This is a genomic window from Bradyrhizobium sp. HKCCYLR20261 (assembly GCF_051168435.1).
Taxonomy (GTDB): domain Bacteria; phylum Pseudomonadota; class Alphaproteobacteria; order Rhizobiales; family Xanthobacteraceae; genus Bradyrhizobium.
In genome coordinates this window covers 402,482-429,441 of sequence record NZ_JBNPUZ010000005.1, presented here as the reverse complement: position 1 = coordinate 429,441, position 26,960 = coordinate 402,482, and the positions used below count along the sequence as shown (strand labels likewise).

At 65.6% G+C, this 26,960-nt stretch carries 29 protein-coding genes and 1 tRNA gene; 14 read left to right on the top strand and 16 right to left on the bottom strand.

The window, feature by feature from the left end:
• Positions 1–18: 18 nt before the first annotated feature.
• Together ACQR1L_RS14655 and ACQR1L_RS14650 are read left to right on the top strand one after the other, a co-directional pair.
• Positions 19–498 carry a hypothetical protein gene (locus tag ACQR1L_RS14655; protein WP_434858650.1) on the top strand — a complete coding sequence of 160 codons (480 nt, stop codon included), beginning with the start codon at positions 19–21 and terminating at the stop codon, positions 496–498.
• 176 nt (positions 499–674) lie between these two features.
• Positions 675–749, top strand: a tRNA-Thr gene (locus ACQR1L_RS14650).
• Between the two features lie 15 nt (positions 750–764).
• Here ACQR1L_RS14650 and ACQR1L_RS14645 read toward each other — a convergent pair.
• The 3 genes from ACQR1L_RS14645 to ACQR1L_RS14635 all read right to left on the bottom strand — a co-directional run bounded on the left by ACQR1L_RS14645 (position 765) and on the right by ACQR1L_RS14635 (position 3,086).
• Positions 765–1,391, bottom strand: coding sequence for a DUF2147 domain-containing protein (locus ACQR1L_RS14645; protein ID WP_434858649.1), 627 nt, complete (start codon positions 1,389–1,391; stop codon positions 765–767).
• Positions 1,392–1,570: 179 nt separating this feature from the next.
• Entirely contained in the window at positions 1,571–2,233 is a 663-nt protein-coding gene (locus tag ACQR1L_RS14640) for a DUF3313 domain-containing protein (protein WP_434858648.1), read from the bottom strand.
• A gap of 253 nt (positions 2,234–2,486) precedes the next feature.
• Positions 2,487–3,086: a TetR/AcrR family transcriptional regulator gene (locus ACQR1L_RS14635; RefSeq protein WP_434858647.1), complete on the bottom strand. Its 600-nt coding sequence runs from the start codon at positions 3,084–3,086 to the stop codon at positions 2,487–2,489.
• A gap of 342 nt (positions 3,087–3,428) precedes the next feature.
• Here ACQR1L_RS14635 and ACQR1L_RS14630 point away from each other — a divergent pair, with 342 nt between their 5' ends.
• Positions 3,429–3,965 carry a hypothetical protein gene (locus ACQR1L_RS14630; RefSeq protein WP_434858646.1) on the top strand — a complete coding sequence of 179 codons (537 nt, stop codon included), beginning with the start codon at positions 3,429–3,431 and terminating at the stop codon, positions 3,963–3,965.
• Between the two features lie 58 nt (positions 3,966–4,023).
• Here ACQR1L_RS14630 and ACQR1L_RS14625 read toward each other — a convergent pair whose 3' ends face one another.
• A complete protein-coding gene (locus ACQR1L_RS14625; protein ID WP_434858645.1) occupies positions 4,024–4,131 on the bottom strand; it encodes a glucose transporter in 108 nt (35 codons plus the stop codon).
• A 181-nt stretch (positions 4,132–4,312) separates the two neighbouring features.
• Between ACQR1L_RS14625 and ACQR1L_RS14620 the strand changes: the two genes are divergently transcribed.
• On the top strand, positions 4,313–4,561 hold the full coding sequence (locus ACQR1L_RS14620) for a hypothetical protein (protein WP_434858644.1): 249 nt from the start codon (positions 4,313–4,315) through the stop codon (positions 4,559–4,561).
• 247 nt (positions 4,562–4,808) lie between these two features.
• On the opposite strand, the gene ACQR1L_RS14615 is transcribed toward ACQR1L_RS14620, so the two are convergent.
• The 4 genes from ACQR1L_RS14615 to ACQR1L_RS14600 form a co-directional block, all read right to left on the bottom strand.
• Positions 4,809–5,048: a hypothetical protein gene (locus ACQR1L_RS14615; protein ID WP_434858643.1), complete on the bottom strand. Its 240-nt coding sequence runs from the start codon at positions 5,046–5,048 to the stop codon at positions 4,809–4,811.
• 205 nt (positions 5,049–5,253) lie between these two features.
• The gene (locus tag ACQR1L_RS14610; RefSeq protein WP_434858642.1) at positions 5,254–5,967 is read right to left on the bottom strand and encodes an outer membrane protein; all 714 of its coding nucleotides are present in this window, start codon (positions 5,965–5,967) and stop codon (positions 5,254–5,256) included.
• A gap of 298 nt (positions 5,968–6,265) precedes the next feature.
• Complete coding sequence (locus ACQR1L_RS14605; RefSeq protein WP_434858641.1) at positions 6,266–6,712, bottom strand: hypothetical protein; 447 nt, start codon at positions 6,710–6,712, stop codon at positions 6,266–6,268.
• 216 nt (positions 6,713–6,928) lie between these two features.
• Complete coding sequence (locus ACQR1L_RS14600; RefSeq protein WP_434858640.1) at positions 6,929–7,363, bottom strand: hypothetical protein; 435 nt, start codon at positions 7,361–7,363, stop codon at positions 6,929–6,931.
• Between the two features lie 290 nt (positions 7,364–7,653).
• Here ACQR1L_RS14600 and ACQR1L_RS14595 point away from each other — a divergent pair, with 290 nt between their 5' ends.
• Positions 7,654–8,199 (top strand): tetratricopeptide repeat protein, encoded by a 546-nt coding sequence (locus ACQR1L_RS14595; protein ID WP_434858639.1) that lies wholly within the window; start codon positions 7,654–7,656, stop codon positions 8,197–8,199.
• A gap of 246 nt (positions 8,200–8,445) precedes the next feature.
• On the top strand, positions 8,446–9,834 hold the full coding sequence (locus ACQR1L_RS14590; protein ID WP_434858638.1) for a serine hydrolase domain-containing protein: 1,389 nt from the start codon (positions 8,446–8,448) through the stop codon (positions 9,832–9,834).
• Between the two features lie 132 nt (positions 9,835–9,966).
• On the opposite strand, the gene ACQR1L_RS14585 is transcribed toward ACQR1L_RS14590, so the two are convergent.
• Positions 9,967–11,553 carry a S10 family peptidase gene (locus tag ACQR1L_RS14585; RefSeq protein ID WP_434858637.1) on the bottom strand — a complete coding sequence of 529 codons (1,587 nt, stop codon included), beginning with the start codon at positions 11,551–11,553 and terminating at the stop codon, positions 9,967–9,969.
• Positions 11,554–11,789: 236 nt separating this feature from the next.
• Here ACQR1L_RS14585 and ACQR1L_RS14580 point away from each other — a divergent pair, with 236 nt between their 5' ends.
• The 5 genes from ACQR1L_RS14580 (at position 11,790) to ACQR1L_RS14560 (ending at position 17,148) form a co-directional block, all read left to right on the top strand.
• Complete coding sequence (locus tag ACQR1L_RS14580; RefSeq protein WP_434858636.1) at positions 11,790–12,473, top strand: hypothetical protein; 684 nt, start codon at positions 11,790–11,792, stop codon at positions 12,471–12,473.
• Positions 12,474–12,491: 18 nt separating this feature from the next.
• Entirely contained in the window at positions 12,492–14,639 is a 2,148-nt protein-coding gene (locus ACQR1L_RS14575) for a CHASE2 domain-containing protein (protein WP_434858635.1), read from the top strand.
• A gap of 182 nt (positions 14,640–14,821) precedes the next feature.
• A complete protein-coding gene (locus ACQR1L_RS14570; RefSeq protein WP_434858634.1) occupies positions 14,822–15,601 on the top strand; it encodes an NAD kinase in 780 nt (259 codons plus the stop codon).
• Positions 15,602–15,898: 297 nt separating this feature from the next.
• Entirely contained in the window at positions 15,899–16,444 is a 546-nt protein-coding gene (locus ACQR1L_RS14565) for a response regulator (RefSeq protein ID WP_006612921.1), read from the top strand.
• Positions 16,445–16,563: 119 nt separating this feature from the next.
• Positions 16,564–17,148: an Hpt domain-containing protein gene (locus ACQR1L_RS14560; protein WP_434858633.1), complete on the top strand. Its 585-nt coding sequence runs from the start codon at positions 16,564–16,566 to the stop codon at positions 17,146–17,148.
• 243 nt (positions 17,149–17,391) lie between these two features.
• Here the strand turns inward: ACQR1L_RS14560 and ACQR1L_RS14555 are convergent, their stop codons facing one another.
• From ACQR1L_RS14555 to folE, 4 genes are all read right to left on the bottom strand, one after another.
• Positions 17,392–18,567, bottom strand: coding sequence for a DUF2336 domain-containing protein (locus tag ACQR1L_RS14555; protein WP_434858632.1), 1,176 nt, complete (start codon positions 18,565–18,567; stop codon positions 17,392–17,394).
• A gap of 297 nt (positions 18,568–18,864) precedes the next feature.
• Positions 18,865–19,884 (bottom strand): lytic transglycosylase domain-containing protein, encoded by a 1,020-nt coding sequence (locus ACQR1L_RS14550; protein ID WP_434858631.1) that lies wholly within the window; start codon positions 19,882–19,884, stop codon positions 18,865–18,867.
• A 149-nt stretch (positions 19,885–20,033) separates the two neighbouring features.
• Positions 20,034–20,462, bottom strand: coding sequence for a phosphoribosyl-AMP cyclohydrolase (gene hisI, locus ACQR1L_RS14545; RefSeq protein ID WP_434858630.1), 429 nt, complete (start codon positions 20,460–20,462; stop codon positions 20,034–20,036).
• Between the two features lie 30 nt (positions 20,463–20,492).
• A complete protein-coding gene (gene folE / locus ACQR1L_RS14540) occupies positions 20,493–21,215 on the bottom strand; it encodes a GTP cyclohydrolase I FolE (protein ID WP_434858629.1) in 723 nt (240 codons plus the stop codon).
• A 227-nt stretch (positions 21,216–21,442) separates the two neighbouring features.
• Between folE and ACQR1L_RS14535 the strand changes: the two genes are divergently transcribed.
• Positions 21,443–21,943, top strand: a complete 501-nt coding sequence (locus ACQR1L_RS14535; RefSeq protein WP_434858628.1) for an iron-sulfur cluster assembly scaffold protein — start codon at positions 21,443–21,445, stop codon at positions 21,941–21,943.
• Between the two features lie 135 nt (positions 21,944–22,078).
• Here the strand turns inward: ACQR1L_RS14535 and ACQR1L_RS14530 are convergent, their stop codons facing one another.
• Positions 22,079–22,981 (bottom strand): hypothetical protein, encoded by a 903-nt coding sequence (locus ACQR1L_RS14530; protein ID WP_434858627.1) that lies wholly within the window; start codon positions 22,979–22,981, stop codon positions 22,079–22,081.
• Positions 22,982–23,242: 261 nt separating this feature from the next.
• On the opposite strand from ACQR1L_RS14530, the gene yidD reads away from it, so the two are divergent.
• Both yidD and ACQR1L_RS14520 read left to right on the top strand, forming a co-directional pair.
• Complete coding sequence (gene yidD, locus ACQR1L_RS14525) at positions 23,243–23,593, top strand: membrane protein insertion efficiency factor YidD (protein ID WP_434858626.1); 351 nt, start codon at positions 23,243–23,245, stop codon at positions 23,591–23,593.
• 159 nt (positions 23,594–23,752) lie between these two features.
• Positions 23,753–23,962, top strand: coding sequence for a hypothetical protein (locus ACQR1L_RS14520; RefSeq protein ID WP_434858625.1), 210 nt, complete (start codon positions 23,753–23,755; stop codon positions 23,960–23,962).
• An 18-nt stretch (positions 23,963–23,980) separates the two neighbouring features.
• On the opposite strand, the gene ACQR1L_RS14515 is transcribed toward ACQR1L_RS14520, so the two are convergent.
• Positions 23,981–25,219, bottom strand: coding sequence for a hypothetical protein (locus tag ACQR1L_RS14515; protein ID WP_434858624.1), 1,239 nt, complete (start codon positions 25,217–25,219; stop codon positions 23,981–23,983).
• Position 25,220: 1 nt separating this feature from the next.
• Positions 25,221–26,594, bottom strand: a complete 1,374-nt coding sequence (locus ACQR1L_RS14510) for an APC family permease (RefSeq protein ID WP_434858623.1) — start codon at positions 26,592–26,594, stop codon at positions 25,221–25,223.
• Between the last annotated feature and the right edge of the window lie 366 nt (positions 26,595–26,960).

The following is a 26,960-nucleotide window of genomic DNA, read 5'->3' as shown; positions in this document are numbered from 1 at the left end:
GCAACGACGGAGTTACCCATGATTCGATCTGCACTTCTCGGGGCTGCTGTTCTCGCGACGGCGCTCGCCGGCCCGGCCATGGCGCGCGACATGCACCACCGGCACCACATGGCCCGCCAGGACGGCGCGATGATGCAGCAGCGCGCGGACGCCAACTGGTCCAACAATGGCTGGAACAATAACGGCTGGAACAACGACTGGAATCGCCGCGGCACCGGCTTCTGGCCGGCCGACGTTGCAGCGGGCGCGGTCGGCGCTGCCGCCGGCGTCGCGGGCGCGGCGATCGGCACAGCCGGCGCAATCGCCACGGCGCCGTTCCGCACGGCCGACGCCTATGCCTACGATCCCGGCCCGTACCGCTATTCGCAGCCGAGCTATGACCGCGGCCAGCTCGGCTATTACGGCGACTGGAACAGCTACGCGACCCGCAACGGCCTGGTCTGCCGCCCCGGCACCATGTTCAAGGGCGCCGACGGCGCGATGCACATCTGCCAGTAAGAACGAGGCCCCGTTCGTCTCGTTGGGGGCGGCCTCACGGCCGCCCCTTCTGCGTGCAGGGATCCATCCCTGCGTCCGGCGCAAGGCAGTAGCCGGACCGGATCATCTCTGGTAGGAACACCGCGCGCTGGAGGGCCTCGTCACGCGACCGGACGAGACCTCTCGTCGAGGCGCTTGCCGGCTTAGCTCAGCGGTAGAGCAGCGGTTTTGTAAACCGAAGGTCGGGGGTTCAATCCCCTCAGCCGGCACCATTTGCCAGATATCGCTCAATTCCCCCCTGTCTTGATCTTGGCCGAAGCAGAGGCTTTCGCCGCCGGCTGGGCAGGTCTCGTCGGGGCCCAATCCTGATCTGGGACCGGCCCGCCGCCGTCCCCTGTTGCGGCTAAGAGCTGACCCGGCACCAGATCGGTCACCTGCGCCCAGCCCTGAGTCGCGCAGAACAGGCCCAGGAGGCAGCCTTTCACGGCCAGAATTCTCGGTCTCTCCAACCAGATCGAGACGTTATAGGTCTTACCATCCTCGGCATTGTAGACGTCGCCGGTGTAGCGGCCGTCGGCATTCAGTTTCAGACCGAGCAGCATCTGGTGGCCGAGCAGCAGGCGGCCGCGCTTGGCCGGATCGGGATTGAGGCGATCCCGGAACGGCTGCCCCTTGGCATCGGCAGTCTCGTTCATCCACACGACATAGCCGCAGATGCGATCCAACGCCGCGCCGCAGCGCTCGATGCGGATGCGGGCGCGGCCGTCCTCTGTCAGCCAAGTGCCGATCGGATCGCTCACCGGTGCGGCGTTGCCGCGACCTTCTGCCATCGACACCATCAGGCTGACCACGATGCGCAAGCTGACGCGAACAAGAAATCTTAATTTCATGTCGAAGAACCTCGTTGTTTCCATCGCCTCGATCCACGCGCTGACGCGGCGGGCGGGCTGTTGAGAGAGCGGTGATGCGGATGGTCCATGTCGGGGGGATGCACGCGACGTCGGATCGAGCTGTCCGCGCACGCTGTTTCCGAGCGAGCACATCCGGCCATCAGCTGATCGGTCGTCTCGTGCCTCCGGAGCCCTTTGGCCACTCATCGGAGCTGGGCGACCAGCGCATCGGCGCCCTTGTCGATCCCTGCCTGTGCGGCCGCGAGCGCACCGACGCTGGCCGGAATGTCATAGGGCGCCGGATACTGCTTGCTGACAAAGGCGTTCAGCAGCCTGCCGTTTGCGGCATCGAAGATCTCTGCCGCGTAGAACACCGAGCCGGTCAGCAGCCCCTCGCCGTCGCGCGCGCTCTGCACCCCGTTGTAGACAGCACCGGCAAGATCGAAGCGCGAGGCGGTGCCGAGGACCGGCGTCGTGGTCACGGCTCCGGTCAAGGTCAGCCGTAAGCGCAGCGTGTTTGGGCCGCGCTGACCGACGAGTTGGAAGCGCGTCGCGAGGCTTTCCTGAAAACGCGTGTGCATATAGGTGGCGAGCTTCGCCTTGTCCTGCTCGGACATGTCGCCGAACTGATGATCGCGGCCACGATAGATCACGACCGGCTCGAGGATCGCCTTGTCATAGCCGCGCCAATCGGTGGCGGCCGCGTAACGATAAGGGATCCGCCCCGACGCATCAGAAGGATTGGGAGCCAGATATCGCGACGATGCTACTTCGGAATAGGCCACCGGCGTCACGGTGTTGCACCCGGCGCAGAAGCCGGTTGCCGCCACCGCGACGATACCGGCCGTTCGAGACCAACCGCTCATGCCTTTACCCTCTTGTCACTGCTGCGATGCAAAATCGGCCAAATCTTTATAAACCGACTAGTCGGTTTGTAAAGGGATTTGCTGAAGTTCTGGTTAATCGTGACCCGCGGCCGACAGGGAGGAGACCGCCGTCAGGACCTGACGATCAGGACTTGAACGCGTCAGGACTTGAGCGGTCAGTACTTGAGCGGTCAGTACTTGAGCGGTCAGTACTTGGGCGGTCAGTACTTGGCCGGTTCAGGGCTTGGGCGGTTCAGGGCTTGGACGGTTCAGGGCTTGGACGACTATCCGCTGTGACACCGGGCCATTGGCGGTTGTCGCGCAGCCGCTCGAACAGGCGGTCGAGCTCGCTCGCCTCGAGTGGGGACACGCGCAGCAGTGCCATGAGCGCAAGTCCCCTCGCCGCGGCCCAACGCAACACGGCGAGATCGGGGTCGTGCGCTTCGCCACGAATCTCGGCGAGGCGCTCCGCATCCTTGGCGCGGGCGTCGGCCAGCAGGCTGGGCTCCTGGGCCAGCGCACCGAGCATGGCCTGAGCGACCGAATATTGCTGCGCGATCAGCTCGCGGGAGATCGCAATCTGGGTGGCGAGTTCAGGCTGCCCCCCTGCTTCGCCGGCCTTGGCCCTGAAATCATTGGCGAAGTCGTCGAAATGCCTGAACTGCTGTTCGAGCAGCGCCTTGAGCACAGCCTCCTTGTTGGGAAACTGGTGCATGAGCCCGCCTTTGCTGAGGCCGCTCTCGCGCGCAATCGCATCAAGGGTCAGCCGTCCGGGACCGTCGCGGGCGATAATGGTGAGGGCGGCGGTCAGCGCGGCCTTGCGCGAGCGCTCTGAACGCGAGGGGTTGTCCATCGAGAAAAGCCGGGTTCGTCGGAAAGGCTGAAATGGGTTTCAGACCAAGGAGAGCTGCGGATGGCCGCTATGCCCGTACCGGTGATAGGCGAGAGCCACCCTCTTCTGTCAAGCCGCGCCTGCCAAGGTCGATCGAAACCATCTGGACGACAGGAACCATCTGCAAGTGACCGCATTGGCGGTATCGCCTTCTGCGGGTGGGACGGAAGAAGCACAGACTGCGGCAACAATGTTGCCACAACTCATGCAAGACTCGCGCTTATCCCCAGAAGTCACTGGTGTTCCAGCTTGATTCCGCGACGTTATTTTGTTGCAATTGCGACCTTCTGGGGGACGACTGGCATGACATGGAAGGAAGAGCGTGATGCGCTGATCGCGCAGACGATGGCCTTTGTCCAGTCGGTCACCGGCAAGCCGGCTGATTTCGCCCAGTTCGACGCAGCCGCTCCTGCGACGGCCCCGATTGTCTCGCAGCCACTTGCATCTCCGCCGCTTGTCTCTCCGCCGCTTGAATCTCAGCCTCTCGCCTCGCACACGACCGGCTTGCCGCTGGTGTCACAGCCCGTCATCAGCAATCCTGAAAATGCCGCTTCAATGACCATGCGGTCGGCGCCCTCCCCGTTACAGGCGGGACGTCCGCGAGAGGCTGCGGCCCAGGACGCGGCCGCAACCCGCCAAGCCACGGTCGCGCCCGAGCGCTTCACCAGCATCGCGTCGCAGCTCCAGTTGCAGCGTGACATGCAGACCGAGATCCGCGCCCGGGTGGCGCGATTTCGCGCTCATCAGGAGCGCTTCAACCGCGAGCGCCAGGCGTATTTCAGCGAAACGATCGCGCGCCTCAAAGCGTCGGCTGACGGCACCCCGCTCCCCGAGGATTGAGCGCGCGCGGCGCGGCGTGGCAAATCCCGGATAGTCCCTCGCATCGTGACGCGCCGGCTCACAGCCAGGCGCACAGCAGCGCCACATTGGCGACGAAGGCGAGCAGCAGCCCAAAGGTGAGCGTCAGCTGGATCCGCCCGCAAAAGATGTGGAGATCGGTTCCCATGGACTTAACCATCTGGCGATTCTAGCCCCGGAGTCCCACGGATTCTTTTTTCAAAAATTTAGGACTCGTTTACGACTCGGCCGCGCCGAAATGGCCGCCTTGCGGCCGCGAAGGTGCCCGCCTCTCGCTACAACCGATGTTCATCCTCGGTTCATCGTTCGCGTCTCTGGAGCCGCTTGGAATGCCCTACGCCCTGTTTTGCAACGACGCCAAGTTGAGCAAGTCCTACCCGACCGAAGGGGATGTCTGGCGACTGGCGCGGCAGAGCGGGCTGGTGGTGGACGTGACCGTGAACGCGCGCCAGGCGGCCGCCCATCTGCAGCTCGACAATGACTACGAGATCCGGCCCTGCGCCGCGGAGCCGGAGGAAGATCCCTGGCAGAACCGGGTCGAGGCCGAGCAGGAGTTCAACATCCCGTTCGCATCCTGAGCAAGCGGCCGGCTCGCCGCATCGTGCCGTCGAAACGGCTCCGGGCCCACGGATGCCAGATCGGCCGAGGACGTGTCCCGCGCGATGCGCGCAGGCATCCAACGCTCAAACGCTTATCGGCAAAGCGGCCTCGATCGAACCCTGCGATCGAGGATGGCCGATCAAGAATGGGAGGATTCCGTCAAAGACGAAAAGGCGATCAGCGGACAGCCGGAGCTGGCCGCTGCGGTTGGCCGTGAAGCCCGCCTCAGGGCGTCGCCGTGGCGAGCGAAGCCGTTTCAGACGGCAGCGCGACGCAGGCCCGCTTGCGGCTGAGGCCGCGGATCGCACCGGTGACCTTGAGCACCTTGCCGGACGGGCAAGACGCGGTCTGCACCAGCGCGACCTCGTAGGGCGCCAGCATCAACGGTTCAGACTTCAGGATAGTCTGGGCGGAGCACGGCAAAGCAGCCGCCGAGAGCAACAGCACGGACACCAAGATACGCATGTGGGAATGATCCATCAAACCGGCGGACTCATAATAACAACTGATGATGAAAGTTTCACGGAGGTTTGAAAATTTTTTTGCAGTGCGTGAGCACGCCTCCTTCTCGTGGTGGCCCAACCTCGAACAGCAAGACGCCCGCACGATGGCGGGCGTCCTCACATTTTAGCCTGCTTTTGACCGCCGTCAGGCGACGACGGTCACAAGGCTAGTATTTGCTGGCGACCGGACCGCCCCAGCCGAAGCGATAGTTCACGCCGACCTTGACCGTATGCTCGTCGCTGTTGAAGCGGCTGCCGACGACCGGCGCCGGGCCGCCCGTGAAAGTGGTATTGCCGAAATTGTAGTACTGGTACTCGGCCTTGGCCGACCAGTTCGGCGCGAACATGTATTCCAGGCCGGCGCCGACGGTGTAGCCGTCCTTGCTGTTGCCCGAGGTGGTGAAGCCCGCCGGGACGCCGGCGACGGTGACGCCGAGATTGTTGCCGTCACGCCAAGCGTAGCCGCCCTTGGCGTAGAGCAGCGCCGGACCCCAGGTGTAACCCAGTCGGCCAGTGACCGAGCCGAGCTGGTTGGCGCCGGTCGAACTCACGACGGTCGCGCCCGGGAAACCGAAATTGGTGGTGTTGCGGTCCATCCAGCTGTACTGGGCCTCGATGCCCAGCACCCAGTTGGGCGCGAACTGGTAATCGAAACCGCCCTGCACGCCACCGAGGAAGCGCCCATTGTTGCCTTCCAGGCTGTTGTTGCCCGCGAAGACACCGCCGAGATGGCCGCCGAGGTAGAAGCCGGTCCAGTTGTAGATCGCCTGAGGCGGCGTATAGGCGGGGGCCTTGGTGTAGGTGCGCGCGGGCATGTCGGCGGCGAACGCCGGGGCAGCCAAAGCGGTCAAAGCCACTGCACTCAAGAAAAAGCGTTTCATGGGACGTCCCCGTTATTCGTTTGCGACATCTATCGAACATCATGGCCGCATTTGGGTTGCCCAATGGCGGTGACGCAGCTGTGAATACTCACCGCGTGTCACCAGGGGGCAACAAAGGCCTTTTGTTCCATAGGCTTCCCGAATATTTCGTGAAGCTGACGCCTCGCCCGATATTTGGTCGCAGCGCGGCGGCAAAGCGTTTGAACTCGTCTCTGACTTGTGATCGTGACGGCGGCTCGGCAAGGCGCTGCGACGTCGTGGCAGACCGTCGAAAATGCCGCAGACGAAATGCTGCAGCCTAGCGCGTCAGGCTGGCCAGTTCGGGAAACGGCGCGTAGCTCGATCCGGCGCAAAGCTCGCCGGCGTCCTCGACCAGGCGATCGAACCGGCCGTCGACATAGATCGCCGCCCGCTCCCGCGCCGGACGATAGCTGCCGTCGGACTCGCGCGCCGCATAGCGCAGGCAGCTGACATAGCGCAGCCGGCCGCCGACCGTCCGCTGAACGGGCTCGGCCATCACGCCCTCGCGCACCCCGGCGGGATTGTTCAGGTAGGTCCTCAGATAGGCCAGAATCTCGCCGCGGTAGTTCGCCGGAAAGGGCTGGCTGTCGACGCCGCGATCCCCGGTATAGGCGATGCCGCGATTGTCCTCGCTGACAAAGGCGGCAGGACCACCGCTCGCGCAGCCCGCCAGCAACAGGGCCAGCGCAGCTGCCGGCCACCAGCCCGATATCCTCTTCCCCACGGCCGACCAATCCGTTCGCCACCACCCGCGTCACCGGCTTCTAGCCGAAAGCGGGTGGCGAAGGAAATCGGCGCATTCGGCCGGGAGCGCCGAGGTGCGCCACCCTAACGCCGGCCACGCCGAGGCCGCCGCGCGCATCGCCCGAAAGTGCCTCATCGTCTTGCCACCGCCGACGCCCTGAGGGCGTCGGCTGGGGCTGATCGAGGCTTCGACACCTCAGCCGCGGCGGGTCGCCGGGGTGACGCGCTTCAGGCTCACCTTCGTGTGGCTGACCGCATGCGAGACCTTCACCTTGTTGTGATGGCGGAGGTGCGCCGTATGGCGATGGGTGTGACGGAGCAGCGAGGCGTGCGGCTTGCCCTTCTTGTCGACGGCCGGCTTCATCTCGTTGGTCTTGTCGCCCGCCTGCGTCGGGCCGGACTTGGACTCGGACTTGGAGTCGGTCTTGGCATCGGCCTTGGTATCGGACTTGGTCGTGGTGACGGTCTTGGACGCGTCGGTCTTCCCGGCTTCCGTCTTCGCGGCCCCCGTGGTCACGCCGGTGGTCTGATTGGGCTTGGCGGACGTATCGGTTTTCGCGGGACCTGCGGCGAACGCGGGCGCAGCCAGGATCGACGCGGCGAGCAGCGCAACAGACATGGACTTCAGCATGGTCGTCTCCGTGATGTGATGATCTGGAGGCTCCATCCAGACTGGATGGGCTCGCGATCATGGAGACGACGATAAGGAACCGGCACTGAACCCACCCTGAAGTAAAGCGAGGTTTTCAGTTCATGCACATGAAGGGATAGTCATCGAAGTGACTGGCCTGTCATCTTGTCGTCCGTATAATGCACCGATCGCGGCGCAAAATCCGCGCAAATGGCCGGGAATATTTCGCAGCTGCGGGAGTTCTTCTGCTCGCGCAGTCACCTGTTGGATCGACAACTCGGGAGATACGAATGAAAAAGTCTGCGATCAGGATCGCCACGCTGGCGCTGTTCTCCATGGCCGTGGCCTCCGGGCCGCTGCTTCTGTCGAAGGCCTATGCCGCGGGCAGCGACACCCCGTCGTCGCCGCCGGCCTCGGATTCGTCCAAGAAGAAGAAGGACAAGAGCTCGAGCATCGAAGATCCGAAGTTCCTGGCGGCCTACCGTACCGCCTACACCTCGATCTATGACCGCGGCGACTACGCCACCGCGATCGAGCAGCTCAAGGCGCTGAACCGTGAGGACGTCGCCGACGTCGCCAACCTGATCGGCTACTCCTACCGCAAGCTCGGCAACTACCAGGCCTCCAAGCAGTACTACGAGCAGGCCCTGGCGGATGATCCGAACCACGTGCGCACCTGGCAGTACTATGGCCTGTGGCAGCTCGAACAGGGCAACCGCGAGCAGGCCAAGTTCCACCTCGACAAGGTCGCGCAGCTCGCCGGCACCAACAGCGCAGAATATCGCTCGCTGGCCGACGCGCTCGAGAAGCAGCCGGGCACCGGCCTCGTCTACTGAGACGCGATCGGACCTGATCCGATCTCGACAGTGGCGCAACCCGAAAGGGTTGCGCCATTTTCGTTTGGAGCTTGTAGCCCGGGTAAGCGGAGCGACACCCGGGTTCATCGCAGGCGGTCGTGTTGGACCCGGATGTCGCTTACGCTCATCCAGACTACGCGCCCCCCATTGTCCCCCACCGTTCCTCCGATCAATATACCGCTTCCGGCGCACGACGGTTCGCGCGCTCGAACAGGAGGCATGGTCGTGGAGCCCTGGCTTGGCGCGGCACTCGGTTACATCAAGGATTGGCTGGCGTATCAGGTCGAACTCTCCGGACAGCCCGGCTGCATCATCGCGATCGCCCATCGCGGCGAGATCGTGCTGGAAGCGGCCTTCGGGCACGCCAATCTCGACAGTGGCGAGAAGCTGACGCCGCGGCATCGCTTCCGGATCGCCTCTCACACCAAGGCTTTCACGGCGGCCGGCATCATGCGGCTGCGCGAGCAGAAGCGGCTGAAGCTCGACGATGCCGTAGGCGACTACGTCAAGGACCTGCATCCGGAGGTCGCCACGGCCACGCTCGGCCAATTGCTCTCGCATACGGCTGGCCTCGTTCGCGACGGCAGGGATTCCGGCCAGTTCACCGACGGCCGCCCGTATCTCGACTGGAACGAGCTGCTGGCCGAGCTGAAGCTGCCGCCGGCGATCGAGCCGAACAGCCGCTTCAAATACTCCAACCATGGCTACGGCCTGCTCGGCCTCGTCATCGAACAGATCACCGGCGAGCCCTACCCCAGCTGGCTGCAGCGCGAGATCATGGCGCCGCTGGGCTTGCGCGAGAGCGCGCCGGACGTGACGCTGCTGGGCAAGACCGTGCCGTTCGCGCGCGGCCATTCCCGCATTGTGCCATTGGGACGGCGCGCCGTGATTCCAGGCGACAATCCGACACACGCCATCATGGCGGCCGCCGGCATCGTCGCCACCGCCGCCGACACGGCCCGCTTCTTTGCCCAGCTTGCCCCCAACGCGAAGAAGAGCCTGCTCTCGGTCGCGAGTCGCCGCGAGATGGTGCGCCGGCAATGGCGCGTGCCGCAGGACATCGAGGAAGCCTATTACGGCTTGGCGCTGATGAGCGGCACCACCGCCGGCTTCGACTGGTTCGGCCATGGCGGAGGCTTCCAGGGCTACATCTCGCGCACCTCCGTCATCCCCTCGCGCGAGATCGCGATCACCGTGCTGACCAACGCGATCGATGGCTGGGCGCCGGCCTGGGCCAACGGCGTCAAGTTCATCCTGCAGGCCTTTGCCACCCATGGCGCACCGTCGCGCAAGACACGCGACTGGACCGGGCGCTTGTGGACGCTGTGGAGCGCATTCGACCTCGTCCCCTTCGGCGAACAGGTGATGGTGGCCAATCCGTCCTTCATCAACCCGTTCATCGATGCGCCGCGCATCGAGGTGACGGGGCGCGACCAAGGCCGTATCGCGCACGCCGCAGGCTATTCAAGCCATGGCGAGCCGGTCCGGCGCGTGCGCGCCAAGTCCGGTGTCAGCGAAGTCTGGCTCGGCGGCGCACGGCTGCGGCCGGAGCGCGTGCTGAAGGCGGAGATGGAGAAGAAGTACCCGAAGGGTCGGCGGAAGAAGGAGAGTTAGCCCGAGTGCTTGCCACGCCGTCATTGCGAGCGCAGCGAAGCAATCCAGGACGGCGCGAGGATTCTGGATTGCTTCGCTACGCCGCTACGCTCGCAATGACGAGTGGACAGAGTGGCGGCTCAAAACAACGAGCTACCTGCCCTCCTTCATCATCGCCTCGGCTTCGCCGCGGAACGCCTTGCGCGCATCGTCGCGCGAATAGAACATGTGGCCGCCGGGATAGACCACGAGCTTGACGCGGGGCGGCCGCGCGAACGCGGGCAACTGGTCGAGCAGGATCTTCGAGCCGTAGTACGGCGTCGCCAGATCGAACAGGCCGTGACCGACGAGCAGCTTCAGCTTGGGATCGAGCGCGAGAATCTGCCTGAGCTCGCCGGTCGATTCCGGCGGGCTGATGCCGCGGCCGAAATCCCAGCTCCGGTTCACCGCGCCGCTCAACAGCTCGTAGGAGCCGTCGGGACGCCAGTTCAACTTACGCGTCAGCTCGACTGCGGCGCTGGTCAGCGGCGCGGTGAGCACGTCGCCGGAGGGATCGGAGCTGCGCGAGTGGCTCGAATCCGGATACGGATCGATGCCCAGCACCGAGGCATCATAGCGGCCGGTGATGCGGCCGTTCTTGCGGTCGAACTCGCGGCGAAACTCCGAGACATCGAAGCGGCCCGACAGCCGCCGGCTGACCGCCTGGTCGATACCGGTCAGGCTCGCGACCTTGTCCGCGAGCCGGTTGGTCGCCTCGGTATCGGCCTCGCCGCGCACGAGATCGAGCAGGAAGTCACCGCTGGCGTAACGCTCGACATCGGCGAGATCGGCGCGCGTCACCGGCCCCTTCATCTGCTTGGCGACGGCGGCAAAGCTCGGCAGGCTCGCAACATATTGCAGCAGGCTGGAGCCCGAATACTCCCGGAAGTCCATCAGCGGCGACACCAGGATCAGGCCGCTCACGCCGATGCCCTGGTCCTGTTGCAGGTTGTTGACGATCTTCGGCCCGCGAATGCCGCCATAGCTCTCGGCCGTGACGAATTTCGGCGAGGCCAGCCGGTCGTGTTTCTCGAGCCAGCGGCGTACCATCAGCGACAGCGAGCGCACATCGCCGTCGACCGAGAAGAAGCGCTTGCGGACCTCGTCGCCGGTCGCGACGAAGCGGCTGTAGCCGGTGCCCACGGGATCGATGAAGACGAGATCAGTGAAGTCGAGCCAGGTGTCGGCGTTGGGCATCAGCTCCGGCTTCGACGACGGCGTGACGCTGGCCGCGTCGATCCCGATCCGCCACGGGCCGGCGTTGCCGAGCTGCAGATAGGCGGAGGATGCGCCGGGACCGCCGTTGAAGAAGAAGGTGACCGGACGGGTGGCGCGGTCGACGCCGTCGAGCTGGTAGGAGGTGTAGGCGATATCGGCCTGAGGTTCGCCCTTGTCATCGAACAGCCGGATCGAACCCGCCGTCGCCGTGAACGACAGCGTGCGACCCGGCAATTCGAGCGTCTGCGTGGTGGTCGAATCCGCCGGAAGCTTGTGTTGATCCGCCGTCGGTGGCGAGCTCGGCGGGCTGGCGGCGCGGGTGCCGGCGGAGCCGGAGCGATGCGCGCCGGGCGCAACGGCGTCCTGCGTCGGCGCCGCCGCCGGCGGCGTGTCCTGCGCGCACACCGGCTGGCCGGCCAGAATGACCGTCACGGCCAGGGCCAGCAGGCGGGGCCAACCGGCGGGCGATCTCGATTCGGGCATCAACTCACTCCCTGGACCATGGGCTTGGGGCAACGCGGCAGCTTTTCGCTCTGTCATTGCAAACGCATGAAACGTGGCCGGGGACCAACCTCAACCCAAGCTTCCGTGATCCAGGTCACATCCATGCCAGTGCCCGTCCTCCGTAAGGTATGTTATGGGCTCGAACCTCTCGATCCCGTCGAACGTCCCAATCATGGGACAGAAGGCGCGCTCACGGCGCGATCACGGAGTTCATCATGACATCATCGAGGCTCATCGTCGCAGCCCTGACCGGGCTCGCCGCCTCGGCCCTGTTCGGGCCGTCAGTGGCCTGGGCCGGGCCGCCGGCGGCGCTGGTCGAGGACGTCCAGGGCGACGTCGCCGGTGCCGAGCTGATGGACTATGTCGCGCCCGGCCAGGTGATCAAGCTCGGCTCCGACGGCGCCGTGGTGATGAGCTACCTCAAATCCTGCCGCCGCGAGACCGTCAGCGGCGCCGGCAGCGTCACCGTCGGTCCCGGCGAGAGCAAGGTCGACGGCGCGGCGCTCAAGAGCGACATCGTCAATTGCGATGCCAGCCACGCCCAGGCGACCTCCCGCGAAACCAGCGAGGTGGCGGCGACCATCGTGCGCAGCGTCGGACCGGACAGCGCGCCGGTGGCGCAGGCCATCATCTACGGCGCCTCACCGATCTTCGAAGCCAAGGGGCGCGGCACCCTGATCGTCGAACGGATCGACCAGCCCGGCGAGCGCCAGGAGGTCGAGCTGTCCGGCCGGCAGTACAAGGGACGGTTCTACGATTTCGCCGGCACCAGCCATCCGCTGACGCCGGGCGGCACCTATGTCGCGATGTTCGGCCCTGCGCGGATTGTCTTCAAGATCGATGCGCAGGCCAAGGCGGGTCCAGGGCCCGTGGTCGGGCGACTGATCCGACTCAACTGAGATTGAAAGCGGCTGGCGGTGGCGATCGGACGCCGGACGCGTGACGCGCTTGCCGTGATCGCCATCGCGCTGGCGTGTGCCGGCGTGTTCGCTTCGCCGGCGTTCGAGCGCTTCCGCGGCCTTTCGCTCGACGCATTGACCTGGCTGCGCTTCGAAGCCTTCGGCAATCGCCATGACGCTGCGACGAGTCCCGCCGTCGTCATCGCCATCGACGAGGAGAGCTATCAGGCGCCGCCGTTCAAGGGAGCGCCGCTGCTCACCTGGACCGGTGAGATCGGCCGGGTGCTGTCGGCCGTGCTCGATGGCGGCGCCAAGGTAGTCGGCCTCGACATGGTGTTCCAGACCTCGATCGAGCAGTCCGAGATTCCCCTCGGCGACTCCACGCTCGGCGAGAAGACCCGCGGCTTCGACCGTGATTTCCTGCGCGCGCTCGCCGCGGCGGCCGCGGGCGGCAAGGTGGTGCTGGGCGAGATCTTCGGCGAGCCGCCGATCCTGCCCGCCCCCGGCCAGCGCATCGCGGTGCGCCAGCAGCAGAACCTGCGGCCACTCAACACCTATACGGACAGCGACGATGTCGTCCGCCGCCATCCGCTGACGCTGTCGGCGGAGGGCAAGGCCGTGCCCAGCATGGCGCTCGAACTGGCAGCCCGCGCCCGCGGCACGCCGCCGGTGATTGCGCCGGACGCGGTGATGCTGGGCGACTATCGCGTACCCGGCAGCGTGCCGGGGACGATGACCTTGAACTTCGCCGGCGGCGCGCAGGACATCCCGACCTACTCCTTTGCCGACCTGCGCGCCTGCGCGCTCAAGGGCGACAAGGACTACTTCCGCCGCGAGTTCGCCGGCAAGGTCGTCCTGATCGGTACGGTCGGCATCGAGGACCGGCGGGTGACCTCGAAACGCTTCGCCACCCGTGCCGAGGGCGCGCGGCGGCCGCGCTGCGTGCTCGGCGAGCGCCGGGTGGCCGAGACATTTGCCCGCAGCACGATCGCCGGCGTCTATATTCATGCGACGGCGGTCAACAACCTCGTCCGGCAGGACGCAGCGATCGAAATGAGCGGACCAGCGATCTTCACGATCGCCGCCGCCATGGCCCTGCTCGCCGCGGCATTCGCGCGGCTGCTGAGACCGGCCACGGCCGCGGCGCTGCTGGCGGTGCTGGCCGTTCTCTACACGGCGCTCGCCACTGCTCTCTTCAACCATGCCTATGCCTTGCCTCTGGCAGAGCCGCTTGCCGCCGGCGTGCTCGCGCTGGCGGCGACCACCGGCTATCGGTTCATGGTCACCGACAAGGACCGGCGCCTGCTGCAGAAGAGCTTCGCCTACTATCTCGCACCGCGCGAGATCGATCGCATGCTCGCCTCGCGGCGTCTGCCTCAGCTCGGCGGCGAGACCCGCGAGGTCACGGTGTTCTTCTCCGATATCGCAGGCTTCTCGCGCATCGCCGAGCAGATGTCGCCGGAGCAACTGATGGCGCTGACCAATGAGTATCTCTCGGCGATCACGGACGTGATCGAGGCCCATGACGGCTATGTCGACAAATATATCGGCGACTCCGTCGTGGCAGTGTTCGGCGCGCCGCTCGACGATCCCGACCATGCCCGAAGCGCAGCGCGCGCGGCCCTCGACTGCAAGGCGAGGCTCGCGGAGCTGAACAGCTCGTCCACCGCCTTCCAGGGCATCAAGATGGCGCAGCGCATCGGGATCAACAGCGGCGCCGCGCTGGTCGGCAATTTCGGCTCGCAGCGCCGCTTCAACTATTCCGTGATGAGCGACGCCGTGAACGTGGCGTCGCGGCTCGAAGGCGCCAACAAATTCTACGGCACCACGATCATCGCCTCGGAGAGCACCGTCGCGCTCGCCGGCTCGGAGTTCGCCTGGCGCGAGCTCGACACCATCCGCGTCAAGGGTCGCGAGCAGTCGCTGACCATCTACGAGCTCCATGGCCGCGCCGCCGAGCTGACGCCGGACGATCGCGCCGTGCTCGACGGCTATGCGGCCGGTGTCGCGCACTGGCGCGCGGGCGAGCTGTTGCAGGCGGCCGAATGCTTCGCATCCGCCGCGGCGGCGGATGTGCCGAGCGCGCTGTTCGCCGAACGCGTGAGCGCGGCGCGCGAGGGCCCCCCGGCGGCTTGGGACCCCGTGCGCACGCTCCAGGAAAAATGACGCCGGGATGACGGTGTCACAGCCCGCAAGGCTGCCGCGGTGAGCGCCCAGTTCCGGGCGAGATCGGCCCGCATCGCGGCCGCATTGCCCCGCAATACCGGCCGCGATGGACAAGCACGGCCAAGGTCGGGTAGACGACACGGCGCCTTCAACCGGCCAACGACCAGCGAGCCTTGCGACGCATGACCACGCCCAAGCGATATGAGCGGATCGCCTTCGTCGCGAGTCCAAGTCCCGAGGCCCAGGCCGCGCTGACGCAGCTTTCCTCGCTGTATGGAAATTCGGATCCCGATCTGGCCGACGTCGTGGTCGCGCTCGGCGGCGACGGGTTGATGCTGCAGACGCTGCACGACCACATGCGCTCGGGCAAGCCGATCTACGGCATGCATCGCGGCACCGTCGGCTTCCTGATGAACGAGTTCTCGACCATCGACCTGCACGGACGGCTCGCGGCTGCGCAGGAATCGGTGATCCACCCGCTGCTGATGCGGGCGACCGATGTACAAGGTACCGTTCACATCCACCACGCGATCAACGAGGTCTATCTGTTCCGCCAGACCGCGCAGACCGCGCGGCTGCGCATTCTGATTGACGAGCGCGAGCGCATGCCGGAGCTGATCGCCGACGGCGTGCTGGTGGCGACGCCCGCAGGCTCCACCGCCTATAATCTCTCGGTGCAGGGCCCGATCCTGCCGATCAACGCCGCGCTGCTGGCGCTGACGCCGATCAGCGCCTTCCGGCCGCGGCGCTGGCGCGGCGCCCTCCTCCCGAACACCGCCTATGTCATCATCGAGGTGCTCGAAGGCGACAAGCGCCCGGTGGCCGCGGTGGCCGACCACGACGAGGTCCGCAACGTCCAGCGCGTCGAGGTGCTGTCGGACAAGACGATCTCGATGCGCATGCTGTTCGACGCGGGACATAGCCTGGAAGAACGGATCCTGAGCGAGCAGTTCGGGTATTAGAACGCCTGCCTCGTCATTCCGGGGCGCGCGCCGCCGAAGGCGGCGAGCGAGCCCGGAATCCATAGCCACAGGATGGTGTGAGGCGCGAGAAAGTGGTCGCTCTCGTCTTCGCCACACTTGCGCTCGGGGTTATGGATTCCGGGCTCGCACCGCTGCGCGGCGCGCCCCGGAATGACGTGCGGAGACAGCGGCACCTCTGCTCGAAACACGCCCGCCCGCAACGCTTTGTTAACCCGGCGCTCCGTATGGTTAATGCGCGTTGACCACCTTCATTGGTGATGCCCTCAGGCCGGCCAGATGTACCGCATCGACTTCAACAAGCTTCGCTTTCTCGTCTGTGACGACAATCCGCACATGCGCCGCATCCTGCGCACGCTGCTGCATTCGTTCGGCGCGCGCGAGGTCAACGAGGCCGAGGACGGCGCGACCGCGCTGGAAATGTACACCCATTTCTCGCCCGACATCGTCATCACCGACTGGGCGATGCCGATCTTCGACGGGCTCGAGCTCGCGCAGATGATCCGGCAGCCGGAGGCCAAGGGCAATCCCTACGCGCCGATCATCATGCTGACCGGCCACTCCGAGAAGCGTCGCGTCACCGTGGCGCGCGACGCCGGCGTGACCGAGTTTCTCGCCAAGCCGATCTCGGCCAAGGGCCTGTATCAGCGCATTCTCAACGTGGTCGCCAATCCCCGGCCCTTCATCAAGACCAAGACCTATTTCGGCCCGGACCGGCGCCGCAACACCAATACCGCCTACATCGGCCCGGAGCGCCGCGTCGGCGGCGAGGCCGAGATCTTCCAGCAGCCGTCACTTCTGGATAAAGCGCGCTCCGCAGTTTAGGGGCTCGGCAGTGAGCCCCTGTTAACGCCGTCCGGGAATCGCTGCATCGCACATGCGGTTGCTCGGCTAGTCTTCACATCAACAGCTCGCGTTGATCGGCAGCACCTGAGGATATCGAGATGGCGAAGGACAAGGCCCCGGCGATCCAGGTCAAGAGCTACGCCTCGCATCACGTCATCACCCAGCCCAATCCGCTGAAGAAGGTGCTGCGCCGGGCCGACGAGAAGGATCTCGACGATCCGATCGCGCGCGCCGAGGCCGCGCTGGCCGGACTGTCCGGCGAGTTCAAATCCTGGATGGATACCGAAGCGGAGCGCCTGTCGAAGGGCTACGCCGCGATGCTCAAGACCCATTTCGACGACGACGCCTGCGAGGAAATGTTTCGCGCCGCCCACGACATCAAGGGCGACGCCGCGACCTTCGGCTACCCCGCCGCGGCCGAAGTGGCCGACAGCCTGTGCCGGATCATCGAGCATGCGCCGGATCTGGAGAAGGTTCCGACCGAGCTGTTCGAGCATCACGTCAACGCCATCCAGGCGATCGTGCACGATCACACCAAGTATCACAGCCCGACGGTGGCCGCCGAACTAAGCCGCCGCCTGCGCCGTGTCGCGGACGACTATCTGATCCAGGTCAACCGCAATCGCCCCGAGCACCTCGAAGCGATCCTGGCGCCGAGCCTGGTGCCGAGCGATCAGCCGTAATTGGACAGGCGACGCTGAGCCGCCGCGCACCGCTTTCCTGCGGGATTCGACGCAAGACTTCGGGCAACCCTCTCTCCTCGTCATTCCGGGGCGCGCGTAGCGCGAGCCCGGAATCCATAGCCACAGGCCGCGATGTGAGGCGCGATGGCTGTGGCGCTTGTCTTCGCCACATCCCGACTCGGGATTATGGATTCCGGGCTCGCGCTGCGCGCGCCCCGGAATGACGGCTGGAGGAAGCGCGGACTACGCCGCCATCAGTCCGAACTCCAGCCCGGCGACGAAATCCTCGGCCATCACCTCATCGCAGAACTCGCGGGCTTCATCGCGCGCGGATTCGGTGGCGAAGCGGCGCAGCAGGATCAGCAGCGGCTCGGCGGCGTCGCGATCGGTGGCGCAATGGGTGAGCACGCGCTCGACCATCTTGCGGCGCAGGATCGCGGCACCACTGAGCGTGTCGGCGAAGCCGTTTTCGCGGCAGACCTCGAGCGCGATGCGGAACGCATCGAAGGTCGTGTCCGGAATGCCCGCCTTGCGCAGCAAGCCTTGCAGGCTGGCGCGGCCGCGGTCGTTGAGAAGGGCCGAGACCCGCGCCCGCGGCATGTCGGACAGCTCCGACAGCGCAATTTCGAACAACTCGACATTGCCCGAGAGCAGCGCGCGCAGGATCAGGCCCGCCGTCAGCTGCGAGGTGAGACGCAGGTGCTGCACCAGACCGCGCAGCTCCTCGCCGCGCGAGCGCGCCGCGATGGTGATGGTCGAGCGGTCGCGCGCCTCGCTGGTGATACGCCCTGCCCGGTCGGCACTGAGCCAGTTCCTGGCGACGACGAACTGGGCGAGTGTTTCGGAGAGCTTGTCGACCAGCGCGGCGCGCGTCGCCGCCGGCAGATCGTCGAGCACGAGCATGGCCTCGCGGATCGCGGCGAGATGGCCGTGACGCTCGACGATGCGGTCCCATGAGAACGGCGGGAGCTCGGCATAGGCGTTCTCGATCAACTCGAGCGCGGCCGCGGCGCTGCCGACCTCGGCGATCGCGGCGCAGACCGGCGCCGGCAGGCCGATGCGCCGCGCGATCGCGCATTGCGTCTCGCAATTGCCGGTCGCGACGATGTCGACGAGGTCGGCATCGATCAGCAGCGGCGAATGTTCGAGGATGATGGCGGCGACCGAGGGCTGGTCGGTGGCCAGCGCCTGGACGATGGCGGCCGGCGCCTCGTCCGTGCGGGCGAACACCTCCGCCATGGCCTGCCGCACCAGCGGCGAGGGATCATCGAGGAGCATGAGCAGCGCACCTTCGGCGGCGCCGCGATCCTCATCCGAGAGATCCGACAACAACCACGCCCGCGCAAGAGCCCTGGTGGCCTCTGCCCGCTCACCGGCGGGCGCGGTTCTGACCCAACTGAGAAACTGCCGAACGATCATGGTCTTTCCGGCTTACGCAACTTGCAAACAAGGCCACGAGGGCCTCAACAGCACCGAAAATAAACCACGACGCTTAACAAAGCGTTCACCATAAGTGACTGGTTTTATTGATGTTTTGTTAAGACGCCCGGGAAAACCACTACTCCAGCACCTAAAATCGCGGGTTTTTGCCGTAGTTTAACTGAGAAGATGCGACGCGCGCAGGCAGGCGCATCGCCTCCTGATCTCCAGGTGTGCAAGATTTTTCATTGAAGGATACGCGCCAAGCGGGCCGAAATCCGCCGCGCGAGCAAAACGTCAGCCTGAGAACGTCCCGTTGGGATCGCTGAACAGGTCGAGCCGGCGCTGACCGCTACTGTTATTGCCGTTGCTGCCGCTGCTCTCGGCCGAGGTCGCGCTGGCGACGGCGGCGCGTCCCCACAGGTGGCGGACGTCAGCAGACACCGCCGGAGCGGCCCCGCCGTCGACCTGGAACAGCGAGCGGAACATCGGATCGGACGGCCGGCTTACGGCTGCGACGCTCGCCGATGCGGTTTGCGCGGAGCCGCGGGCATCGGGGAACATCGACAGGAACGTCGCCGTGTCGGTGGTCGGCAGCGCGCCGCCGCCGGCAACATTGGCCGGCGATGACGCCCCGCCATAGAGCGCAAGCGCGCCTCGGGTTGTGGAAGAGTTGGCGGCGCCAGCATAGCGAGTGTTCAGCACCGAATAGACCTGGGAGACGCTGCGGGCCTGGCCGTCGCGGTCGTAGAAGATCGACCGGTTGGCCGCCGCGGCATTCGGAAAGATCTGAGCGGCCGAGGCGTTCGGCGTGTCCTGGGCGGCTGAGATCAGCTTGGCCGCGCCGCCGACACCCATGAAGTGGGCCATATAGAGCTCGGCATCGCTCGGCCGCCGGCCGAGCTTGGCGGTGAGCTGAAAGCTGTTCGACTGCGTCAGCGCGGCGGCCATCGCGGAGGACGCCTGCGGATCGTCACGCAGCTTCATGATCGCCTGCCGCATGGCGGGATCGCTGACGGTGTATTCGCCGGACGAGTTGCGGCTGATCGCGTCGGCATACTGGCCGTAGCCGAGATCGGGGCCGGCCTCCTTCACCGTGCCGAGCCAGGTCTGGTCGATGAATTGATAAAGTCCGCGCGCCGACGACGTCGACGCGCCGGCCGTCGGATTGAAGTCCGACTCCATCTTGGCGGTCGACAGCAGATATTCGAAGCTCGCGCCGACCGTGTCGGCCGCCTGCTTGATCGCACCGGCGACCTTGGCCCGGACGCCGTCGAGCAGCCCTGGGGACGAGGAATTGGATGCGTCGACCGACATGATGACCCGCCCTTTTGCAGAATCGCTGGCAAACGAACGCGCCGGAAACGCCGGGCAAAATGCGACCGGTATGGTTAACGGCGCGTTAACTCCGCGCCGCCAACGCGGCCATTGAACGACAGCGGATGTCAGGGATGCAGGTCTCTGACCTACTTGCGATAGACCGTGGCGGGATCGAACAGCCGGTCGGCATCCACGAAGACGAGCTTGGCGCCGCCTTGATCATCGGAGCGCTCGACCTTGCGGTAGAAGCAGGAATGGCGGCCGGTGTGGCAGGCGGCCCCTCGCTGCTCGACCCGCAGCCACACCGCGTCCTGGTCGCAATCGGTGCGCATCTCGACGACGCGCTGGGTCTGCCCCGAACTCTCGCCCTTGCGCCACAGCGCGTTGCGCGAGCGGCTGAAGTACCAGGCCTCGCCGGTCGCAACCGTCTTGCGCAACGCCTCTTCATTCATGTGGGCGACCATGAGAACGTCGCCGCTCGCAGCGTCGGTGGTCACGCAGGTGACCAGGCCGGCCGCGTCGAATTTGGGCAGGAAGGCGGAGCCCTCCTCGCGTTCAACTGAGGATGAAGACACGACTCTCTCTGCTCGATATCCGGGCGGGGCTCACCGTTGCGGCGAGCGCACCATGGAGAGGAAGCGCGACTGCTCCGCCGGATTGTCGCGGAACATGCCGGTGAAGCGGCTGGTGAAGGTGACCGCGCCGTGCTTGGCGACGCCGCGCACCGACATGCAGGTATGCTCCGCCTCGATCATCACGGCGACGCCGCGCGGCTTCAGCACCTCGTCGATAGCCGCCGCGATCTGGGCGGTGAGATGCTCCTGGGTCTGCAGCCGGCGGGCGAAGATGTCGGTCAGGCGCGCGAGCTTGGACAGGCCGACGACCCGCTCGACCGGCGTATAGGCGATATGCGCGCGGCCATAGAAGGGCATCATGTGATGCTCGCATTGCGACGTGAACTCGATGTCGCGAATCAGCACGAAGTCGTCATAGCCGGCGGTCTCGCCGAAGGTGCGGTCGAGCACCTCGGCCGGGCACTGGTGATAGCCCTGGAACAGCTCGTCATAGGCCTCGACGACGCGGCGCGGCGTATCGATCAGCCCCTCGCGGGTCGGGTCCTCGCCGATGTAATTCAGCAGCGTATAGACCGCCGCCTCGGCCTCGGCGCGCGACGGTCGCGGACGGTCAGGCCCCACGGCGGCGGCGAGAAACTCGGCCGGATCGAGCCCCGACGGGCGCTCAGCAGCCAGTTTGGGATCGGACGGCTTGGCATCGGAGGGCTTGGCGTCGGGCTTGGTCGCGCGCAGCGTCTTGATCAAAGTGTCCATCTCGTCTCCGTTCGACCGGTCGGCGGACCGACCGGAGTGTCACCGGCAGAGCGTCACCTTGGACGGCGTCACCTGCAGAGGTGTGATCCGCACGCTTGGCGCTTTTGGCGCCGGTGCCTGCGGAAGTGGCTGGAATTCCTGCCAATCGTTTCCATATAGTCACAATATAGGGCGATGAAACCCGGCCGCCAAGGCCGACCCGCCGGTAATTCCGGGACGTCACGCACATGCTGAACGACATCTACAACAAGCGAATCATCGAGCTGGCCGGCAACATTCCGCGGCTCGGACGGCTGGACCATCCGGACGCCACCGCCACCGCCCATTCCAAGCTGTGCGGCTCGACTGTGAAGGTCGATCTGAAGATGGACGGCCCCGTGGTGACCGATTTCGCCCATGACGTGAAGGCCTGTGCGCTTGGCCAAGCCTCGTCCTCGATCATGGCCCGGCATGTCGTCGGCTCGAACGCCGACGAATTGCGCGCGTTGCGCGAGACCGTCCGCAAGATGCTGAAGGAAAACGGCGCGCCGCCGGACGGAAAATGGGCCGATGTCGCGCTGCTCGAGCCTGTCCGGGATTACAAGGCCCGCCACGCATCGACCCTGCTGACCTTCGATGCCGTGGTCGATGCGATCAACCAGATCGAGGCCAACGCCAAGAGCGCTGAGGCTGCCGACGGGGGCACCGCTGCGCCGGCACCGAAGCAACCGGCCGCGGCTCAGGGCTAATTCAACCAAGGGCTGATCCAATCAGGGCTGATCCAATCAGGGCTGATCGAGGGCCTTGGGTCTGCCCCCGGTTTTCGGCCCCTTTTGCGGTCACCGCGCCAGCGGCCCGTGTCATGCACGGGCCGGAAGCTTGAGCTACTGCTGCGGCGTGGCCGCGACCGTGTTCGGCGGCAGCGCTTCCGCGGTCCGGGTCGATCGGGACGGTTGCACCTTGTCCTGCTCGGCGGACGCCGCCGTGAAGCGATCCTGGCCCTTCTCTTGCCCTTTCGGCGCGAGAGCGACGGGCACCGCGCCTCTCGATGGCAGCACGTCCGCCACCAGCTCCGTCGTCATGACGTTGGTCAGACGCAGCTCGGCGCGCGACAGCTCATGCAGGTCTTCCCAGGGCGGGACATTCAGCGCCAGCGCCAGCAGGTCCCCCGCTCCGCCCATGTCGAAAGTGTATTTGGCGAGCCGGCCGATGTCGCGCTCGACGATCATCAGATCCTGCGCCGTGTAGCTCGCCGCCTTGGCGTCGTCAGCCCGATCGCCCATCCAGATCTGGTGAACGCGGACATGCGCCGTATCGGGAACATAGCGTGTCGTGCCCGCCAGCAGCAGGAACACGCACATCGACTCGCAATAGGCCTCCGGCAGAACGCGCGGCCGCTCGCTGGCCCGGCTCGGGCGAACCGTCATCCCGACTGTCGTGCGCATCTTCAGGCCACGGAACCGGCGGCCCAGCGTGATGGCGTCGTTGACGGAACCGCCGCTGGAGTCGAGCACGACCGTGGCCCCGTTGAGGTCACGATCCCTGGCGAAATCCTCGAAATCCTTCGGCGTGTCGGCGGTCACGATCCCGACCGCGCTGACCCAGCCGCAATTGGGCTCACAGGCGACCCAACCGAACCGCATGGGAAGCTTGCGCTCTTCGAGCGCGCCGCCGGCGCGCGCCGTATTTGACATGATGGTGATCGCGCCTCCGACCACCATACCAAGCGCTGCAACACCGAGAAGCATCCAGCGCATTTCACGCGACCGCAGCAATCTCACGCGCAATCCGTCCCCCTCGTAAAGCTCGGTACGCAGTTCCCCGGTTTTCTCGCGGCAAGACCTGACAAGCTGGCCTCAAATCCGTTATTAGTCTGTCACATCCTTGTCGGGAAACGTATCCGGGCAATCACCTACCGTCCAGCTGCGGCGTGCTGCGGCGCCGCTGAAATCCGGTCATTGTTGCATCACGTCACCACACATGCACGCGAGCCGGGTTCCTTGCCGCGAAACCGTTCACAACTCGCACATGCGTCCGGCACTGCGCCCATGAAGCACTCATGTTCTGATCCCGCCTGTCGCACCATGCCGATGATGTCGCAGATTCAGCGGCTGCCACGGCGCGCCGCTCATGCCCTGATCTGGTTGTATCGCCACACATTGTCGCCCCTGGTCGGCTACAATTGTCGGCATCTGCCGACCTGCTCCGTCTACGCCGACGAAGCCATCGAACGATTTGGGCTTTGGGCCGGGGGCTGGATGACGCTGGCACGGCTGCTGCGCTGCCAGCCCTGGGGCACGTCCGGCATCGACAACGTGCCCAGAGCCGCGCCGGCACTGGCGCGCTGGTACCTGCCCTGGCGCTACGCGCGCTGGCGGAGCGTCAACAGCGCGCCTTAGGGTGCGGCGCAACAGGCTCCGCATCCGTTGATCTGCAGCAAATCGCCGTGACGCCGGTTCTGATTAGGATTAGTCTCATGCAATGAGCGGCGCCGTTCACAAGGAACCTCGCCGCCAAGACCTGCATTGATGTGACGCTTCCTTCGGGAGGAAACAACGATGCGCTGGACAATCAGCCCGAGAACGAGCCAATCACGCAAGACCATCGGCCCCGATCATCCCGGCCACGACGTACGGCAGATCGACCTGCTCTGCATCATCGCGCTCCTGATCGTCATCGTCGGTGCGTGGCGCTACCTTGCCGACAGCACAACCCTGCCACCGACCACGACGTCCTACATCGTGCCGAGCCAGAGCGTGCATTGGTAGGAGCCGACGGTTCGATCCCTACCACCGCGGCCAGAAGATGAAATCGTCGCGACGCGGCGGCGGTGGATAGCTATAGACCGGCTCCGGCGGCCGCGGCGTACGTTTCACGCGCGGAGGCTGATAGTCCGTCTCAGCGGGCGCACTGGCCTCGGCTGAAACGGTTGCGTCGGCTGACGGAGATCTCACGGACAGAAGAACATTGGACTCGCGCGTGCGCCAGCGATAGCCGATGCCGAAGTCGAGCGGCTGCGCGCGCTCGAACAATCTGGCATAGCTGCGCTGGTACATATCTGGAAACTTGTCGATCGGACCAAGGTAGCGCCCAAACGGAAAGAAACGCCACGCCTTCGCTTCGTAGCTCGCGAGCGGAATGCCCGAGTCATCCTGGATGATGGTCGCGCTGTTCTTCAACAGCCAGCTGCGCACCTGTCCGAAGCCGCCCTGATGCAGCAGATAGGAGGCGCTCTTCAACAGGCTGTTGCCGGGCGCGAGCGGCTCGCAGAACTTCAGAAAGCCACTCGCCCTGACACCGGAGTCGGAAAGATCGGTCGAGAAGTAATAGAGTGTCTTCTCGACGCCATCAGTACCGGCAAAAATGATCTTTGCTCCCTTGGTGGCGTTGCGCGTCGGGGCCTCGTTGGCCCCGTGCACACCGCCGCTCTCGTCGAGCCAGATCAGGCCGGCGCTCCGGATCGTCTTGCCAGTGCGCGCCAGGAAGACGTACAGCACCGGCAGGGTTCCCTCGAACTCGCCTTCGCGCAGATCCGACTTCATGTCCTTCGTAATGAAGAACGAGAAGCTGAGGATCGACTGCAGCGAACGCTCGACATCCGACAGCGCCGGGCCGACGCCGCCGCGCGGCAGTCTGGTCAAATCAGGGATCGGGCCGGTCGGCTCGAGCGCCGCCAGCACATAGGTCGTCGCCTTCGGATAGAAGGCGTCGGCGTACAGGAAGTCGGGGCCCGAGAAGAAGTAGAACATCGTCGTCCGCGGCGCCGCCAGATTGGCATCTCCCCAGACACGGATCCTGGACAATTGCCGCTGCTCGAGCTGGTTGAACGCGTTGTCGAAGAACGCCGCATGACGTCGCCACGCCGGCTCCTGCACCAAAGGCGCAAGCGGTGATGCCGGCGCCGGCGCCAGGCCGGCCAGTACGCGCGCCGTATCGTCCGGCGTGACGGTCTGCGCCCAGGCCTCGGAGCTCGTCGCAAGGACCAGGCATGCGAGGGCGAAGCAGATTCTGGAGATCAGCAGCATGTCAATCCGAACCCGATACGGCTGTGGCGGCGATCCGGCGCGACCGCGCGTGAGCGAACCAATAGATCAGCAATCCCGACGCCATCGCGCCCGCGCCGAGCCCGGATTGCAGGGGCCGCGTCGTGATCAGGTAGTACATCATGAAGGCCGTCACACTGAGGAAGATCAACGGCGTGACCGGATAGCCCCAGGCCCGGTAGGGCCGCGCGAGGTCCGGCTGCGCGATCCGCAGCTTGAACAGTCCGAGGACGGTCAGGAACGAGCACGACAGGAGCGAGAACTGCACGAGGTCCAGAACGGCCTCGAAGCTCTCGGTGAACAGCATCAAGGTGGCGACGGTGAGCTGGAACAGCACCGCATAGGCCGGCGCACCATTCGGCAGCCGCCGCGCGAACACAGAGAGCGCCGGAATGTCCTCGCCCATCGTCATCAGCACGCGCGGACCGATCCACATCATCGCCGCGATCGATGGCACCAGCCCGATGCAGATCATCGCAGCCACGAACCGCCCGCCGGTCTCGCCGAAGATGTGACCGCCCGCGATGCTTGCGACCTGCAACTGGCCCGCGAGCGCGTCCATCGGGGCAGCGCGCAGGAACACCGCATTGAGCGCGATGTAGAGCACCAGCACCATCACCGTGCCCAACAGCAGCGCGCGCGGCAGCGTCTTCTCCGGCGCACGCAGCTCGCCGATGATGTAGGTCGCCGCGTTCCAGCCGGAGAAGGCATACATGACGAACACCAGGCCGGTCGCGAACGCCGCGCTTGTCATGTAGCCGAGATCGGCCGATGCGGGCATGAACCGTACCGGCTGCGGAGCAGCGATGGTGTAGCCGGCGATCAGGAAGGCAACGATCAGTCCGAGCTTCAGCACGGTCGACAACAGCTGGAAGCGACTCGACTGCCGGATGCCGCCGAGCTGCACCAGTGTCACCAGCCAGATGGCGCCGACCGCAAGCAGCATCGGCGGCGCGTTGGGAAGCACGGCGCGGCCATATTCGCCGAACGCCATGGCCGCGAGCGCCACCGGGGCCGCGAAGCCGACGGTTGCCGAAACCCAGCCGGCCATGAAGCCGATCGCCGGATGGAACGCCCGGGTCAGGAAATTGTATTCGCCGCTCGAGCGCGGAAACATCGCGCCGAGTTCGGCATAGGAAAGGGCCCCGCAAACCGAGACCAGGCCGCCGACCGCCCACAGCATCAGGATGGAGAAGCCGGACGGGATGTCCTTCACCTGGAAACCGAGGCTGGTGAACACGCCGACGCCGATCATGTCGGCGATCACGATCGCGGTTGCGACCGGCAGCGACACGGATGCCACCGCGCCGCCTGACCGGCCCGCCCGGCTGGGATAGTCCGCCTCGGATGCAGCCATCACGCCGAGGGACGCTTGGCGCCCCCTCCTCTGCTCAGCCCAGGTTCCCGCAGAAGCATTCAAACATAGTTAACGCGCGTTAAATATGTCCTTCTGAAACGGTATTTTGAAACCGATTCCGCTCGGGAGAGCCCGCGGGATTGCCTCGGGCCGCAAGGCGTCCCACACTGGCGACACGATCGCATGGTGTGTCCCGCTGGACCGGAGTCGGCCGGACACGATGCTTAACGCGCCCTCAATGCGGGTGGCGCAAGTTGAACCGAGATCCGATGGTTGGAGGGCTGCGCTGCGGCTCCAGCTCGTCTTTTGGGGACGGATGATCAGGGGAGATCAGATAGTCGCAGGAGGTCCAGCGACGCGCCGCTC